Genomic DNA, 14,855 nt, shown 5'->3' with positions numbered 1-14,855 from the left:
AGATTGGCAGCATGCCTCACCATGATATCCCCACCGATCCCGCTGCCCCCGATATCGCGGTTCCCGAAGGCAGCGTTGCCATCGCCCGGCAGGGTGGAGCGTCGGACGTGATCGCACCGCCGATCGTCCACGCCAATTTTTCGATCGGCGACGTCGTGCGTCACCGCATGTTCGATTTCCGCGGCGTCATCTTCGACGTCGATCCGGTCTTCGCGAACACCGACGAGTGGTACGAGGCGATTCCCGAGCAGATGCGGCCGAAGAAGGACCAGCCCTTCTACCACCTGCTCGCGGAAAACATGGAGTCCACCTACGTGGCCTATGTCAGCCAGCAGAACCTCGTTCCCGATTCGACCGATGAGCCCGTCGATCATCCTGCGATCAGCGGCCTGTTCGGCGAATTTGCGAACGGCCGCTACACGCTGCGCCAGCTTCACCGCCACTAAAGCCGCCGGCCGCACCCGCGAATCGGCGCATGGATCGATCGGGGAGCGTTTTCACGCGAGATTTGCCGGTTGCGACCCCTTGATGGTTGACAGGACGGCGCCCCTCGCTTAGCTCCCCGGCTTCTCCCGGCGGACCCTGCGTTCGTGGGGCACATGTATTTGGAAAGTGACAAGGGCCATGTTCGCAGTCGTGCGCACGGGCGGCAAGCAGTATCGCGTCGCCGCCGGAGATAAGATCGTCGTCGAGAAGATCGAGGGCGATGCAGGTGCGTCGGTGACGCTGGGCGATGTGCTGCTGGCGGGCGAAGGCTCGGAGCTGCGCTCGGTCGAGGGTTTCACCGTCGCCGCAGAGATCATCGCGCAGGCGAAGGCGGACAAGGTCATCGTCTTCAAGAAGCGTCGTCGTCACAACTATCGTCGCAAGAACGGCCATCGCCAGCAGCACACGATCCTGAAGATCGTGTCCGTGGGTGGCCAGACCGCCAAGCAGACCGAGGCTGATGCCCCGGCCGCTCAGGCATAAGGAGTAGCTTCAGATGGCACATAAGAAAGCAGGCGGCTCTTCGCGCAACGGTCGCGACTCAGCCGGTCGTCGCCTCGGCGTCAAGAAGTTCGGTGGCCAGGCGTGCGTCGCCGGCAACATTCTCGTGCGTCAGCGCGGGACGAAGTTCTACCCGGGCACCAATGTCGGCATCGGCACGGACCACACGCTGTTCGCACTCGTCGATGGTCGCGTCGTGTTCAGCCAGGGCAAACTCGGTCGCAAGTTCTGCTCGGTCGAGCTGGCAGCGAACGATGCCGCCGATATGGCAGTCGCAGCCGAATAACATCGGGTAACCGTCCGGGTTGCCCACCAGGGGGACCCGGGTCGCGAAAGCGAACCTGAACAAGGGAGACGGGTCACCCCGGCTCCCTTTTTTATTGCTCCCTCCCCGCGCCCGTCGCTGCCCCGTCATTCGGATGTGGCAGGAGGACAGGTGCGATGCGTCGAGGAGAGCAAGGCATGTTCGCGCGCACCAGAAGATTGACGTTACGCCCCGGCTGGCCGGAGGACGCGCCCGCATTGGCGCAGGCGATCGGCCATGAATCCGTGATCGCAAAGCTCGCGCGCGCGCCGTGGCCCTACGGCGTCAGCGATGCGGACGCGTTTCTCGCCCAGCCGCGTGCCGGGCACGATCCGCGCTTCCTGATCGAGACGATGGAAGCGGGCGCACCGCGGCTGATCGGCGGCATCGCGATCGACCCGGACGGCGAGACGCATCAGCTCGGCTACTGGCTGACCCCCGACGCCTGGGGTCGCGGCCTGGCAACCGAGGCGGGTGAAGCGGTGATCGCGATGGCCCGCCACGCATTGGGCCTGCGCAGGCTGGGCGCCTTCCACTTCGTCGACAATCCAGCCTCGGGCCGCGTGCTGACAAAGCTCGGCTTCCGGCCGACCGGGCGAATCGAACCGCGCGCGTCGCTTGGTCGCGGAGGCGAGGCACCCGCGGTGCTGCTCGAACTCGACCTCGAAGACCGATGTGCACCCATGCCGCTGGCGGCGTGATTTAGCCTTTGTTTGCTTGGCTCTTACCACCACCCCGGCGAAGGCGGGGGCCCGGGTGGAGCGCTCGCAGTAACGAAGCGATGACCTTCGCCAGCACGGCCCCCTGATTGGGCCGCGGCCTCCGCCGGGGTGGTGCGCTGGACGACAGTCTGTGACCTAGACCGTCATCCTGACGAAAGTCAGGATCCAGGGTTAAGGGCGGTCCCGTTGCTACTCTGGATCCTGACCTTCGTCAGGACCCGGCCCCGCTCACGCCACCGCCGTCACCCGCTTCGCCACCGGCAGCACCGCTGCCTCATACTCGCTCTCCGCCAGTCCGATCAGCGCGCGATCGTCATGCTTCCACGGATGGAACCCCGGCAGGAAATAGGCGGCCCAGACGCCCGCTATCTTGCGCGCCATCCCCGGATTGCCGAACGCATACCACGCCATCCGCGCCCAGACGCGTGGCCCCGTCAGACCGTCCTGCCGCAGCAGTTCGGCCATCCCGCGCGCGCGGCCGGTGAAGAACCGCCACGTGGTGATGAGCATCACCAGCGACTTCACCCGCCAGCGCGTGAAGCGCGGCCAGTCGCGGGTCGCATGCAGCCAGGTATCGTAGGCGACACCCTTGTGCTCGATCTCCTCGGCGGCATGCCACAGCCACAGCGCGGCCGCCTGTTGGTCGCCACCGTGCAGATGCTTCGGATTCGCGATCAGCTCGTGCGCCAGCATCGCGGTGAAATGCTCGAGCGCGGTGGTCGCCGCGAGGCTGGCGATCGGCGGGCGCCCCTTGGTCAGCGCCAGCGCGGCATCGACATCGGCCATCAGCGGCGCGACATCATAGCCCTGGTCGGTGACATGCCGGTTGAACGCGACATGCTCGCGCGTGTGAATGACTTCCTGCTTGATGAAGGCGTTGATCTCGCCCGTCAGCCGGGGCGGTGTCCCCTCGCGAAATTGCCGGACGCTGTCGACGAAATAGCCTTCACCCTTGGGAAACGTAACCGACAGCGCGTTGTAGAACGCGGTCGCGATCGGATCGTCATTGAGCCACCAGCGACGAATCGCCGCACCGCGTCCGAAGCGTCGGTCGCGCGGCGTGATGGTCAGATCGGCGGGCGTGGTTGCTTTCGCCACGGAAACCTCCAAACAGGAATGGAAACACGTTACTTACAACGATGTAAATAGGTTCTCCGTTCCGTGCCGTCAACGCTCCGCAAACGCCTCTCTCCCACCGAATCGCGTGAGGCGGCGGTCGAGGCCGCCCGCGCCTTGCTGATCGAAAGCGGTCCTGGCGGGGTCACGCTGAAGGCGGTCGCCGCGCGCGTCGGCCGCACCCACGCCAATCTGCTCCACCATTTCGGGTCCGCGGACGGGCTGCACACTGCGTTGATCACGCGGATGGCCGCCGACATCGTCGGGACGATCCGCGCCGCGGTACTCCAGGTTCGCAGCGGCGACGGCGATCCGCGCGACGTGGTCGAGATGACGTTCGACGCGTTCGGCAAGGGCGGCGCGGGTGCACTGGCGAGCTGGATGATCCTGTCGGGCAATACGGTCGCGCTCGACCCGATCCTGACCGCGATCCACGATCTGGTCGACGAACTCGCCGGCGGCGAGCTGCCCGGCACGCGCCCGATCCAGGAGCAGACCTTGACGCTGGTGCTGATGGCGCTTGGCGACGCGCTGATGGGGGCGCCGATGGCGCGTGCGCTCGGCCTGCCCGCGAGCAAGGCGCGCGAACTCGCGCTCGACGCGCTGCTCGCGAGCAAGGACGCCGCCGCCTCCCCACCGGCCTGAACATCCCCGACTCGGAGAGGGTGGAGATTTTCGCCAATTTCGCTATGGGGCGGCGATGCATTTTCTAGACCAAGCCAAGATCTACGTACGTTCGGGTGAGGGCGGCCCCGGTGCCGTCAGCTTCCGCCGCGAGAAATATATCGAATATGGCGGCCCCGATGGCGGCAATGGCGGCAAGGGCGGCGACATCGTGTTCGAATGCATCGCCGGCCTGAACACGCTGATCGACTTCCGCTACACGCAGCATTTCCGCGCACCCCGCGGCTCGGGCGGGTCGGGCTCGAACCGCACCGGCGCGGGCGGCGAGGATCTCGTGATCCGCGTGCCGCTCGGCACGCAGGTGCTGTCGGAGGATAAGGAAGAGGTGCTGATCGACTTCACGCAAGTCGGCCAGCGCGAAGTGCTGTTCCGCGGCGGTGACGGCGGGCGCGGTAACGCCAGCTACAAGACCTCGACCAACCGCACCCCGCGCCAGCACGGCACCGGCTGGCCGTTTGGCGAGGCATGGGTCTGGCTGCGGCTGAAGCTGCTCGCGGATGCGGGTCTGGTCGGGCTACCCAACGCGGGCAAGTCGACCTTCATCAACCAGGTGACGAACGCGCAGGCCAAGGTCGGCGAATATGCCTTCACGACCACGCGGCCGCAGCTGGGCGTGGTCCGTCACAAGCAGCGCGAATTCGTCGTCGCGGATATTCCGGGGCTGATCCAGGGCGCGGCCGAAGGTGCCGGCATCGGCGACCGGTTCCTCGGGCATATCGAGCGGTGCCGCGTGTTGCTGCATCTGGTCGATGCGAACGACGCCGACGTCGCCGAATCGTACCGCATCGTTCGCGACGAGCTCGAGAATTACGGCGAGGGTCTGACCGACAAGAACGTCATCGTCGCGCTCAACAAGGTCGACATGCTCGACGCCGAACTGATCGCGGCGCTTTCGGCGGAACTGGCGGAAGCCAGCGGCGCGGAGGTCATGGCAATCTCGGGCGCGAGCGGCGCGGGGATCGAAGCCCTTCTCGACAAGCTGATCGGTGCGATCGGCCCGGCACCCGGCGCGCCAAAGGAACTCGAAGAGGGCGAAGTCCCGGTCGCATGGTCGCCGCTCTGACCCTTAAAGCCCTCTCCCCTGCGGGGAGAGGGTTGGGTGAAGGGATGTTCCAGGCGATACCGCCCGTGGCCGCCCCTCACCCCGGCCCTCTCCCCGGCGGGGAGAGGGAGCAGTGATGTTTCCACCGTCGTCCTGCGCGCGGCTGGTCGTGAAGATCGGCTCGGCACTCCTCGTCGATCCTGATGGCAGCGTTCGGCGAGGCTGGCTCACAGGTCTCGTCACCGACATCGCCGCGCGCGCCAGCGAGGGGCAGCAGGTCGCGATCGTCTCCTCCGGCGCGATCGCGCTTGGTGCGCGCCGACTCGGGCTGCCCAAGGGTGGGCGCGCAAGTCTCGAAGATGCGCAGGCCGCCGCCGCCACCGGTCAGATAGCGCTCAGCCAGGTCTGGGCCGAATTGCTCGCCGCGCAGGGGCTCAACGCCGCGCAGATGCTCGTCACGCTCGACGATCTCGAGGACCGCCGCCGCTATCTCAACGCCGCCGCGACGCTCAACCGGCTGTTGTCGCTGCGAGTCGTCCCCGTCATCAACGAGAATGACAGCGTCGCGACCGCGGAGATCCGGTTCGGCGACAACGACCGCCTTGCCGCGCGCGTCGCGCAGGCGGCGGGCGCGCAGGGCGTGATCCTGCTCTCCGACGTCGACGGGCTCTACACCGCCAACCCGCACACCGATCCGTCCGCGACGCATATCGCCAGCGTGGATCGGATCGATGCGGTCGCGGACATGGCGGACGACGGGTCGGGCTCCGGCATGGGATCGGGCGGCATGGCGTCGAAGATCGCCGCCGCGCGGATCGCGACTGGCGCAGGCATCCCGCTGGCGATCGCATCGGGGCGGATCGCGCATCCGCTCTCCACCCCTGCCCGCCACACGCTCTTCACCGCCGAACGCACGGCGTCTGCGCGGAAGGCATGGCTCGCGGGCGGGCTGACCGCGAAGGGTGCGATCCACGTCGACGCAGGCGCGGCCATAGCGCTCGGCCAGGGCCGCAGCCTGCTCGCGGCGGGGGCGACGCGGATCGACGGCGGGTTCACGCGCGGCGACCTCGTGACGATCGAGGGCCCCGAAGGCACGATCGCGCGTGGGCTGGCGGAATACGACGCCGCCGATACCGCACGCCTGCTCGGCCGGCGTAGCGACGATCATGCTGCGATCCTCGGCTATGCGCCGCGGTCCGCGCTGGTCCACCGCAACCATCTCGCGCTGCTGTGATCGGCCGCGCCATGACCACCCCGGGAGCGCGCGCATGATTCTGGCCATCACCGGCGGCACGGGGTTCGTCGGCAGCCACCTGATCGACCATGCGCTCGAGACCGGGCACACGATCCGCGCGCTCGCCCGCAAGCCACAGGCCAAGCGCATCGGCGTGACCTGGATCGAAGGCGCGCTCGATCGACCCAAGAGCCTCGCCACGCTGGTGGACGGTGCTGACATCGTCATCCACGTCGCGGGCGTCGTCAACGTGCCCGATCGCGCCGCATTCGCCGAGGGCAACATCGCGGGCACCGAGGCGATCCTGAAGGCAACGCGGCTCGCCGGCATCCGTCGCTTCATCCATGTCTCGTCGCTTGCCGCACGCGAGCCGGGGCTCTCGAACTATGGTTGGTCGAAGGCGGAGGCGGAGACGCGTGTCACCGCATCGGGGCTCGACTGGACGATCGTCCGTCCGCCCGCGATCTTCGGGCCGCGCGACCATGATCTGCTCGACGTGTTCAAGGCGGCGCGGTCGGGCTTCGTGCCCGTGCCGCCAGCGGGGACTCGCATCTCGCTGCTCTATGTCGAGGACCTGACGACGCTGTTGCTCGCGCTCGCCGAGATCCCCGCCGCGCCGTCGATCATGGAGCCCGACGACGGCGTCGCGACCGGCTGGGACAATCGCGATTTCGCGCGCGCGATCGGCACCGCGGTCGGCAAGCCGGTCCGCGTGCTGCCGACGCCGCGCATGCTGATGCTGCTGGCCTCCGCTGCGGATCGTCTGATGCGCGGCAGGAAGGCGCGGCTGACGCGCGACCGCGTCCGCTATTTCTGCCACCGCGACTGGGTGTCGCACCAGCCGCCTCCGCCCGCTTTGTGGACCCCCGCCGTCCCGACCCCGCAGGCACTCGCGCAAACCGCCGCATGGTATCGCGCCGCGGGGCTGCTATAGCGCCGAAAAGCCGCCGCAATTCCCTGCCAGGGATGACGGCGACACCGAAGGGATTATCATGAGCGACCGCCAGCAGATCTACGACACCGTCACCGCGCAGATCGAGCCGTTCAACAAGAAGGGCGTCGCGCTGACCGACGCGACGACGTTCCAGGGCGACCTCGAGTGGGACAGCCTGACCGTCATGGATTTCGTCGCCGCGATCGAGGACGAATTCGACATCATCATCACGATGAACATGCAGGCCGAGATCGAGACCGTCGGCCAGCTGGTCGATGCGGTCGAGAAACTGAAGGCCGCCTGAGCAAGCCCATACCCCCCACCCGTTCGTGCTGAGCGAAGTCGAAGCACATGGTACCAAGGCCCTTCGACTTCGCTCAGGGCGAACGGCAGGGGGGCGATACCGCCCTGATCTGGAACCGAACATGACCGAAGCCGCCACCACCGCCCACGCCCTCCCCGTCGACGTCGCCGAGGTCGCCCCCGAACGCGACCTGATGTCGAAGTTCGACGGCCTCATCGCCGAACGCGAGGCGCTCGTGCGGTCCGGCGTGCGCAACCCGTTCACGATCGTGATGGACGAGGTGAAGTCGCCCACGCAGGCGGTGATCCGCGGCAAGGACACGATCCTGCTCGGCACCTATAATTACATGGGCATGACGTTCGACCCCGACGTCATCCAGGCCGGCAAGGACGCGCTCGACACGTTCGGCTCGGGCACCAACGGCAGCCGCATGCTCAACGGCACGTTCCACGATCATATCGACGTCGAACAGGCGCTGCGCGACTTCTACGACATGAGCGGCGCGATCGTGTTCTCGACGGGCTACATGGCCAATCTCGGGATCATCTCGACGCTCGCGGGCAAGGGCGAATACGTCATCCTCGACGCCGACAGCCACGCCTCGATCTACGACGGCTGCAAGCAGGGCAATGCCGAAATCGTCCGCTTCCGCCACAACGACGTGACCGATCTCGACAAACGGCTCGGCCGCCTGCCCAAGGAAGCCGGCAAGCTGGTGGTGCTCGAAGGCGTCTATTCGATGCTCGGCGACATCGCGCCGCTGAAGGAGATGGTCGCGGTCGCCAAGAAGCATGGCTGCATGGTTTTGGTCGACGAGGCGCATTCGATGGGCTTTTTCGGCCCCAATGGCCGCGGCGTGTACGAGGAGATGGGGCTCACCGACCAGGTCGATTTCGTCGTCGGCACCTTCTCGAAGTCGGTCGGCACGGTCGGCGGGTTCGTTGTGTCGAACCATCCCAAGTTCGAGATGGTCCGCTTCGCCTGCCGCCCCTACATCTTCACCGCCTCGCTGCCGCCCTCAGTCGTCGCCACCGCCGCGACCTCGATCCGCAAGCTGATGACCGCGCATGACAAGCGCGCGCAGCTCTGGAAGAACGCGCGGGCGATGCACGCGGGTCTCAAGGCGATGGGCTTCAAGCTCGGCACCGAGACGTCCGATTCGGCGATCATCGCAATCATCCTGACCGACCAGGAACAGGCGATCGCGATCTGGCAGTCGCTGCTCGAGGGCGGGCTGTACGTGAACATGGCACGTCCGCCGGCGACGCCTGCGGGCACCTTCCTGCTGCGCTGCTCGCTCTGTGCCGAGCACACCGACGAGCAGGTGCAGACGATCCTCGCCATGTTCCGGGAGGCCGGACGCGCGGTTGGCGTGATCGGCTGACCTTCATCCGCGCGACCCGCCGACGAAACGCTACCGCGTCCGCCACTTCCGGGCTGACATTGCCTCGTCGGTATAACGCAGGCTATCGTTCGTCCGTGACGCAGGACGAGGCCGACGCTATCGCCGTTGGGGGCGGCGGGACCTGGCGGACCATCACGCTCATCGTGATGGCACTGCTCGGCGCGGCGGTACTGGTCGCGCTCATATCGACGCTGAGCAGCGCCAATCGCGAGCGCGACCGCGCGCTCCGCCTCCAGGCGCACAGCTATGACGTGATGATCCTCGCGCGGACGCTGTCGAGCACGATCGCACGATCCGAAGCCTCGCTCGGCCGCTACGTCATCAGCGGCGACAAGCAACTGGGCCGGCTCTATTTCGAGGAATGGGTGCTCGCCGGGACCCAGATCAACCGCCTCGAGCGGCTCACCTTCGACAATCGGGAGCAGTCGGCGCGCGTCGCCGAATTGCGTACCGCGTACGAGGATCGCGGCCGCGAGCTGTCGCTGACCGCGCTGAGCACCAACTACGGCAAGAACAGCCAGGCGCTCGCCCGCTATTATCAGGGCCGCAATGCCCCCACGCTCATCGCGATCAACCGCACCCTCGACCAGCTGATCGCAAGGGAGCGGGCGCTGCTCGACAGTCGGACCTCAGGCGCGATGGGGTCCGTCGAACGATCCAGTTCGATTGCCGGCGTGCTCGCCGTATTCGGCATGTTGATCGTGCTCGGTGCGATCGGGCTGGGCTGGTTCACGATCCGCGCGGTCAGCGACCGGGTCGATGCGCAGGCCGATGCCGACATGGAGCGCGGCAGGGCGGAGGAGCTCTCGGCGGCGGTCGAGCAGGCAACGACCGAATTGCGCGTCCAAGAGTCCAAGCTCCGCCAGATCCAGAAGATGGATGCGGTGGGCCAGCTGACTGGCGGAATCGCGCATGACTTCAACAACATGCTCGCGGTTGTTCTTGGCGGCCTCGAACTCGCGCAGCGGTCGATCATCCGCGATCCCCTGACCGCCCGCCGTCACATCGAAAGCGCGACCGACGGTGCCAACCGGGCAGCGGCGCTGACCCGGCGGCTGCTCGCGTTCAGCCGCGAGGATTCTCTCAAGCCGGAGACGCTCGGCGTCGCCGGGCTGGTCGAAGGCATGTCCGACCTGCTCGACCGCACGCTGGGCGATGCGATCACGCTCACCGTGGTCGACCGGTCCGACGGCTGGCGGGTTCGCGCCGACCGCGTCCAGCTCGAAAATGCGGTTCTCAACCTTGCCGTCAACGCGCGGGATGCGATGAACGGGCGCGGGACGATGACCGTGACGACGGGCGCCGTGTGCTTGGCCGCCAATGCGGTCGGCCATTGTCCTGCCGGCGACTATGCGACGATCGCCGTCGCCGACGACGGCAGCGGGATGAGCCCCGACATCGCCGAACGGGTATTCGAACCCTTCTTCACCACCAAGGAAACGGGCAAGGGAACGGGTCTCGGGCTGAGCCAGATATTCGGACTCGTTCGCCAGCTCGACGGCGAGATCGAAATCGTCAGTGCGGTGGGCGAGGGAACGACAGTCACGCTCTATCTGCCGCGCGACCTTGCCGACCCCGTCGTCGAGGCCGATCCCGAACCGTCTGGCGAAACGGACGGAAGCGACACCGACGTTCAAGCATCGCAGCAGGCGGCCGAGCCTGCGGTCGCCAGTGCGGGGTTGCGTATCCTGGTCGTCGAGGACGACCCGCGCGTCCTCGCATCGACGATCAACGCGCTCGAGGAACTCGGCCACAACCCGATCCCGTGCGACGATCCGGTCAATGCCGCAGCTCTGCTTGCGCGCAACGGCGCGGTCGACCTGATCATTTCCGACGTGCTGATGCCGCGCCAGACCGGCCCGGAAATGATCGCGGCGCTGCGCCCGATCTTCCCCGATGTCGCGGTCCTCTTCGTGACGGGGTTTGCCGGCGAGTCGGCGACCAGCGAGTTCGGTGATCACCAGGTCCTTCGCAAGCCGTTCACGCTCGCCGGGCTCGAACGGGCGGTGATCGCCGCGATGGCGCCGGGCCGGCCATCGCCGCCGCGACAGATCGCCGCGGAATAGGCCGCGACCTCCGCGCCATACCACCTCTATATCCCGGCACGAAAGCTGGTATAGACCCGCGATTACTCCTCCGTCCGCGCGTCTCGCAGAGCCCCCGCCTCATGAAATCCATCGACCGCTACATGGCCCGGCTGATCGCGGTCCCGCTCTTTTCGACGCTGGTGATCGCGGCGATGCTGCTGGTGCTCGACCGCATGCGCCGGCTGTTCGACTTCGTGGCCACCGAGGGCGGTCCGATCAGCGTCGTCTGGCGCATGCTCGCCAATCTGCTCCCCGAATATCTCGGGCTCGGCATTCCAATCGGCCTGCTGCTGGGCATCCTGCTCGCGTTCCGCAAGCTCGCGACCACGTCGGAGCTCGACGTCCTGCGCAGTGTCGGGATGAGCTACACGCGGCTGCTTCGCGTGCCGTACATGTTCGCGATCGTTCTCGCGATCGCCAACCTCCTGATCGTCGGCTATCTCCAGCCGATCGCCCGCTATTATTACGAGGGGCTCCGCTTCGAGCTGCGCACCGGCGCGCTCGGCGCGTCGATCAAGGTCGGTGAGTTCACGCATCTCGGCGACCGGATGACGCTGCGCATCGAGCAGAGCCGCGACAAGGGGCGCGAGCTGTCGGGGATCTTCGTCCACGCGCAGACGCCGAAGAACGACTGGATCGGCGTCACCGCGGCAAAGGGCCGGTTCCTCGCGACCGACGACCCCAACGTCATCATCTTCCGGCTTGCAAATGGCACGTTGATCCATGAGCGCCCCGAATTCCGGACGCCGCGCGTCCTCACGTTCAGCAGCCACGATCTGCCGATCAACCTGCCGAAGTTCGAGAGCTTTCGCGTCCGCGGCGGTCGCAATCTGGAATTCACGCTTCCCGAACTCGCGCGCGCGGGCCACGAGGCCGCGACCCCCGAGTTGCGCGATGCAAGCCGTTCCGAATTCCACTTCAGGCTTGCCGAGGTGGCGATGATGTTCCTGCTGCCGATGCTCGCGGTCGCACTCGGCGTGCCCGCGAAACGCTCGACATCCGGGCTTGGCGTCTTCCTGTCGATCGTGATGATCGTGACCTATCACAAGGTCAATCAATACGCAGCGGATGTCGGCGAGCTCGGGCGGATCGACCCGCTGATCGCGCTCTGGGTGCCCTTTACCGTCTTTGCCGGGCTGATCCTCTGGATGTACTACACCATCGCCTATGTGCCCGGCGGCGAGCCGATCGGTGCACTCGAGCGCGGGATCAGCCGTACGGTCAAGATGGTCACGAGCCGCCTGCCCGGCCGCCGCCGCGACAAGGAGGGCGCGGCATGAGCCGGGTGATGATGTTCCCGTCGCGCACGGTCGCCGTCTATATGGGCCGGCTGTTCATGACGCGGACGTTCAGCATCCTCGCGGCGCTCGTCCTCGTGCTGCAGGCGCTCGACCTGCTCAGTGAATCGGGCAACATCCTCGCCTTTGCCGGCAATGGTGACGCGCAGGTGTGGCACTATGTCAGCCTGCGCGCGCCACAGATCATCGCCTTCGCGCTGCCATTCTCCGTGCTGCTGGGTACGATCCTGACGCTGATCACGATGAACCAGAACAGCGAGATCATCGCGCTGAAGGCGTCGGGGCTGTCCGCGCATCAGGTGCTCGCGCCGCTGCTGATCGCGAGCCTTCTCGTCGCCATCGTCAGCTTTTCGTTCAACGACCGTGTCGTCTCGCGGGCAACCGCGACGCTGACGCAGTGGCAGAAGGTCAATTACGGCAAGATGCCGATCGACCGCGGCGACCGGGCCAATGTCTGGGTGCGCGACGGCGACGATCTCATCCAGGTCGAGCAGATCCGCGGCCGCGCCGCGGCAACGCGTCTCGGCGGCATCACGCTGTACGATCGCGCAAGCGGCAACCTCGTTTCGATCGTTCGCGCACCGCATGGCAAGCGCGTCGCCAATGGCTGGGAGATTGGCCCGGCGACGCGGTTCGACGTCGCCAGCGGCAATCTCTCGCAGATCGGGACGGTCGTGGTCGGGCGCGACGTCAGGCCCGATCAGTTCACGCTGGCGACCGTCGATGCCGACAGCCTCTCGTTCGGCGCGTTGAAGGCTGCGATTGCCGATCTGGCCGATGCCGGAAGGCCGACCAAGGCGCTCGAGGGATCGCTCTGGCATAAATTGTCGGGGCCGCTCTCGTCGGTGCTGATGCCGTTGCTTGGCGCCGTCGCAGCCTTCGGGATCGCGCGATCGGGCAAGCTGTTCATCCGCGCGGTGATCGGCATGGGGCTCGGCTTTGCCTATTTCGTCGCCGACAATTTCGCGCTCGCGATGGGCAATCTGGGGGCCTATCCGCCGTTTCTCGCGGCATGGGCGCCGTTCCTGCTCTTCTTCCTGATCGGCGAAGCGGTCCTGTTCCGTACCGAGGAATAGCGGCTATACGATCGCTCGGGCGGCGGTTATCCGCTTGCCCTGGTGAATGGGCTTCGAGGGGCGATCGAATGGCTGGTACGATAACGATCCGCAAGGTCGAGACGACGCGCGATCGCAAGACGTTCATCGACCTGCCCTTCCGCCTCTATGCAGACGATCCCCACTGGGTGCCGCCGCTGAAGTCCGAGGCACTCGGCCTCATCACGCCCGAGAAGAATGGCTGGTTCAGCCACGCCAAGGCGAAGCTGTTTCTCGCCGAGCAGGACGGGCGCGTCGTCGGTCGCATCTCCGCGCATATCGACACGCTGGCCCTGACGATGCCCCCCGAACAGGGGTTCGGCCCGGGCGTCGGCCAATGGGGGCTCATGGAGGCGGAGCGCGAGGACGTCTTTCAGGCGCTCTTCGCTGCGGCCGAGGCATGGCTGCGCGATCAGGGCATGACGCGCGTGCTGGGTCCGATCAGCATGTCCGTCTGGGAGGAGCCCGGTCTTCTGATCGAGGGGTATGACCATGCGCCGACGATCATGATGGGCCACGCCAAGCCGCAATATCGCGGCTGGATCGAGCGCGCGGGCAACCTGCCCGTCAAGCAGCTGATGACCTATGAGGTCGATATCACGCGCGAGTTTCCGCCGATCGTCCAGCGGATCATCAAGTCGGGCGAGAAGAATGGCCGGATCGTGATCCGCAACGTCGACAAGTCGAAATTCGACACCGAAGCAGCGATCATCCTCGGGATCCTCAACGACGCATGGTCGGACAATTGGGGCTTCGTTCCGCTTACCCCGCCCGAGATCAAGGACGTCGGCGTCAAGCTGAAGCCGATCGTGTTCAACGACCTGATCCGCATCGCCGAAGTCGATGGCAGGCCGGTCGCGTTCATGATCACGCTCCCCGACATGAACGAGGCGATCAAGCCGCTGAACGGCAATCTTCTCCCGTTCGGCTGGGCCAAGCTGCTGCTTTGGCTGCGCAAGCCCCGGGTGCGGACGGTCCGTGTGCCGCTGATGGGCGTGGTCAAGGAGCTCCAGTCATCGCGTATGGCGAGCCAGCTCGCCTTCATGATGATCGAATATATCCGTCGCGCATCGCTCGCCAACTATGGTGCGACGCGCGCGGAGATCGGCTGGATCCTCGACGACAATCAGGGGATGCGTTCGATCGCCGAGACGATCGAGAGCCGGATGAACAAGAAATATCAGGTCTATGAAAAGGCGCTCTGATCGCGCCTGACGCCCGGCACGCTAGAGGATGAGGCTGCTGCTTCCCGGACCATCGCCGCGCGCGTCGCGCGCGAGGATGCGGCCCATCGCCTCGAACAGCGCATCCATCGCGACCGGTTTGAAGATGACGTCGTCGGCGCCCGCGGCGATGCACCGCTCGCGCAGGTCGGGCGCGACATCCGCGGTAATGACGATGATGGGCACCTTGGCCTTCTCGTCGCCGCGCGCGCGAATGATCGTGATCGCCGTGATCCCGTCCATCCCCGGCATCCGGAGATCGACCAGAACCATCTGGAAATCCTGGGCATCGAGGATTTCGAGGCCGCGCTCCGCACTCTCCGCTTCGGTCATGGTCGCACCGGCAACGCCGAGCATATCGCCAACGACCCGGCGATTCATTCGATCGTCCTCAATGAACAATATGTTCAAGACTTCCTCC

16 protein-coding genes are annotated in these 14,855 nt (G+C 66.3%); 14 read left to right on the top strand and 2 right to left on the bottom strand.

From position 1 onward, the window contains the following. Positions 1-11 precede the first annotated feature (11 nt). The 4 genes from hspQ to AC0CH3_RS06040 all read left to right on the top strand — a co-directional run bounded on the left by hspQ (position 12) and on the right by AC0CH3_RS06040 (position 1,992). A complete protein-coding gene (hspQ, locus tag AC0CH3_RS06055; RefSeq protein WP_082445977.1) occupies positions 12-446 on the top strand; it encodes a heat shock protein HspQ in 435 nt (144 codons plus the stop codon). 178 nt (positions 447-624) lie between these two features. Next, on the top strand, positions 625-969 hold the full coding sequence (rplU, locus tag AC0CH3_RS06050) for a 50S ribosomal protein L21 (protein WP_031393729.1): 345 nt from the start codon (positions 625-627) through the stop codon (positions 967-969). A 13-nt stretch (positions 970-982) separates the two neighbouring features. After that, a complete protein-coding gene (gene rpmA / locus AC0CH3_RS06045; protein ID WP_031393730.1) occupies positions 983-1,273 on the top strand; it encodes a 50S ribosomal protein L27 in 291 nt (96 codons plus the stop codon). Between the two features lie 176 nt (positions 1,274-1,449). Then, positions 1,450-1,992 carry a GNAT family N-acetyltransferase gene (locus AC0CH3_RS06040; protein WP_354302636.1) on the top strand — a complete coding sequence of 181 codons (543 nt, stop codon included), beginning with the start codon at positions 1,450-1,452 and terminating at the stop codon, positions 1,990-1,992. A 249-nt stretch (positions 1,993-2,241) separates the two neighbouring features. Here AC0CH3_RS06040 and AC0CH3_RS06035 read toward each other — a convergent pair whose 3' ends face one another. Continuing rightward, entirely contained in the window at positions 2,242-3,111 is an 870-nt protein-coding gene (locus tag AC0CH3_RS06035; RefSeq protein ID WP_354302635.1) for a metal-dependent hydrolase, read from the bottom strand. Positions 3,112-3,174: 63 nt separating this feature from the next. On the opposite strand from AC0CH3_RS06035, the gene AC0CH3_RS06030 reads away from it, so the two are divergent. The 10 genes from AC0CH3_RS06030 (at position 3,175) to AC0CH3_RS05985 (ending at position 14,416) form a co-directional block, all read left to right on the top strand. Then, entirely contained in the window at positions 3,175-3,774 is a 600-nt protein-coding gene (locus AC0CH3_RS06030) for a TetR/AcrR family transcriptional regulator (RefSeq protein ID WP_354302633.1), read from the top strand. Between the two features lie 55 nt (positions 3,775-3,829). Further along, entirely contained in the window at positions 3,830-4,876 is a 1,047-nt protein-coding gene (gene obgE, locus AC0CH3_RS06025; RefSeq protein WP_056021679.1) for a GTPase ObgE, read from the top strand. 115 nt (positions 4,877-4,991) lie between these two features. Further along, a complete protein-coding gene (proB, locus tag AC0CH3_RS06020; protein WP_465237712.1) occupies positions 4,992-6,089 on the top strand; it encodes a glutamate 5-kinase in 1,098 nt (365 codons plus the stop codon). Positions 6,090-6,123: 34 nt separating this feature from the next. Continuing rightward, entirely contained in the window at positions 6,124-7,023 is a 900-nt protein-coding gene (locus tag AC0CH3_RS06015) for an NAD-dependent epimerase/dehydratase family protein (RefSeq protein WP_354302631.1), read from the top strand. A 58-nt stretch (positions 7,024-7,081) separates the two neighbouring features. Continuing rightward, the gene (locus AC0CH3_RS06010) at positions 7,082-7,327 is read left to right on the top strand and encodes an acyl carrier protein (RefSeq protein WP_354302629.1); all 246 of its coding nucleotides are present in this window, start codon (positions 7,082-7,084) and stop codon (positions 7,325-7,327) included. 121 nt (positions 7,328-7,448) lie between these two features. Beyond that, complete coding sequence (gene spt / locus AC0CH3_RS06005; RefSeq protein WP_465237698.1) at positions 7,449-8,711, top strand: serine palmitoyltransferase; 1,263 nt, start codon at positions 7,449-7,451, stop codon at positions 8,709-8,711. 167 nt (positions 8,712-8,878) lie between these two features. After that, positions 8,879-10,798, top strand: coding sequence for an ATP-binding protein (locus AC0CH3_RS06000; protein ID WP_354302859.1), 1,920 nt, complete (start codon positions 8,879-8,881; stop codon positions 10,796-10,798). 101 nt (positions 10,799-10,899) lie between these two features. Then, positions 10,900-12,099, top strand: a complete 1,200-nt coding sequence (gene lptF, locus AC0CH3_RS05995) for an LPS export ABC transporter permease LptF (protein ID WP_200916251.1) — start codon at positions 10,900-10,902, stop codon at positions 12,097-12,099. After that, positions 12,096-13,193, top strand: a complete 1,098-nt coding sequence (gene lptG / locus AC0CH3_RS05990; protein WP_354302625.1) for an LPS export ABC transporter permease LptG — start codon at positions 12,096-12,098, stop codon at positions 13,191-13,193. The genes lptF and lptG overlap by 4 nt, the downstream gene beginning before the upstream one ends. Positions 13,194-13,261: 68 nt before the next feature. Continuing rightward, positions 13,262-14,416, top strand: coding sequence for an N-acetyltransferase (locus tag AC0CH3_RS05985; protein WP_354302623.1), 1,155 nt, complete (start codon positions 13,262-13,264; stop codon positions 14,414-14,416). Positions 14,417-14,437: 21 nt separating this feature from the next. On the opposite strand, the gene AC0CH3_RS05980 is transcribed toward AC0CH3_RS05985, so the two are convergent. After that, on the bottom strand, positions 14,438-14,845 hold the full coding sequence (locus AC0CH3_RS05980) for a response regulator (protein ID WP_056022353.1): 408 nt from the start codon (positions 14,843-14,845) through the stop codon (positions 14,438-14,440). Between the last annotated feature and the right edge of the window lie 10 nt (positions 14,846-14,855).

It is taken from the genome of Sphingomonas sp. AC449, from assembly GCF_979253475.1.
Note: the sequence above shows the minus strand (reverse complement) of the source record. Positions and strands in the feature narration are given on the sequence as shown.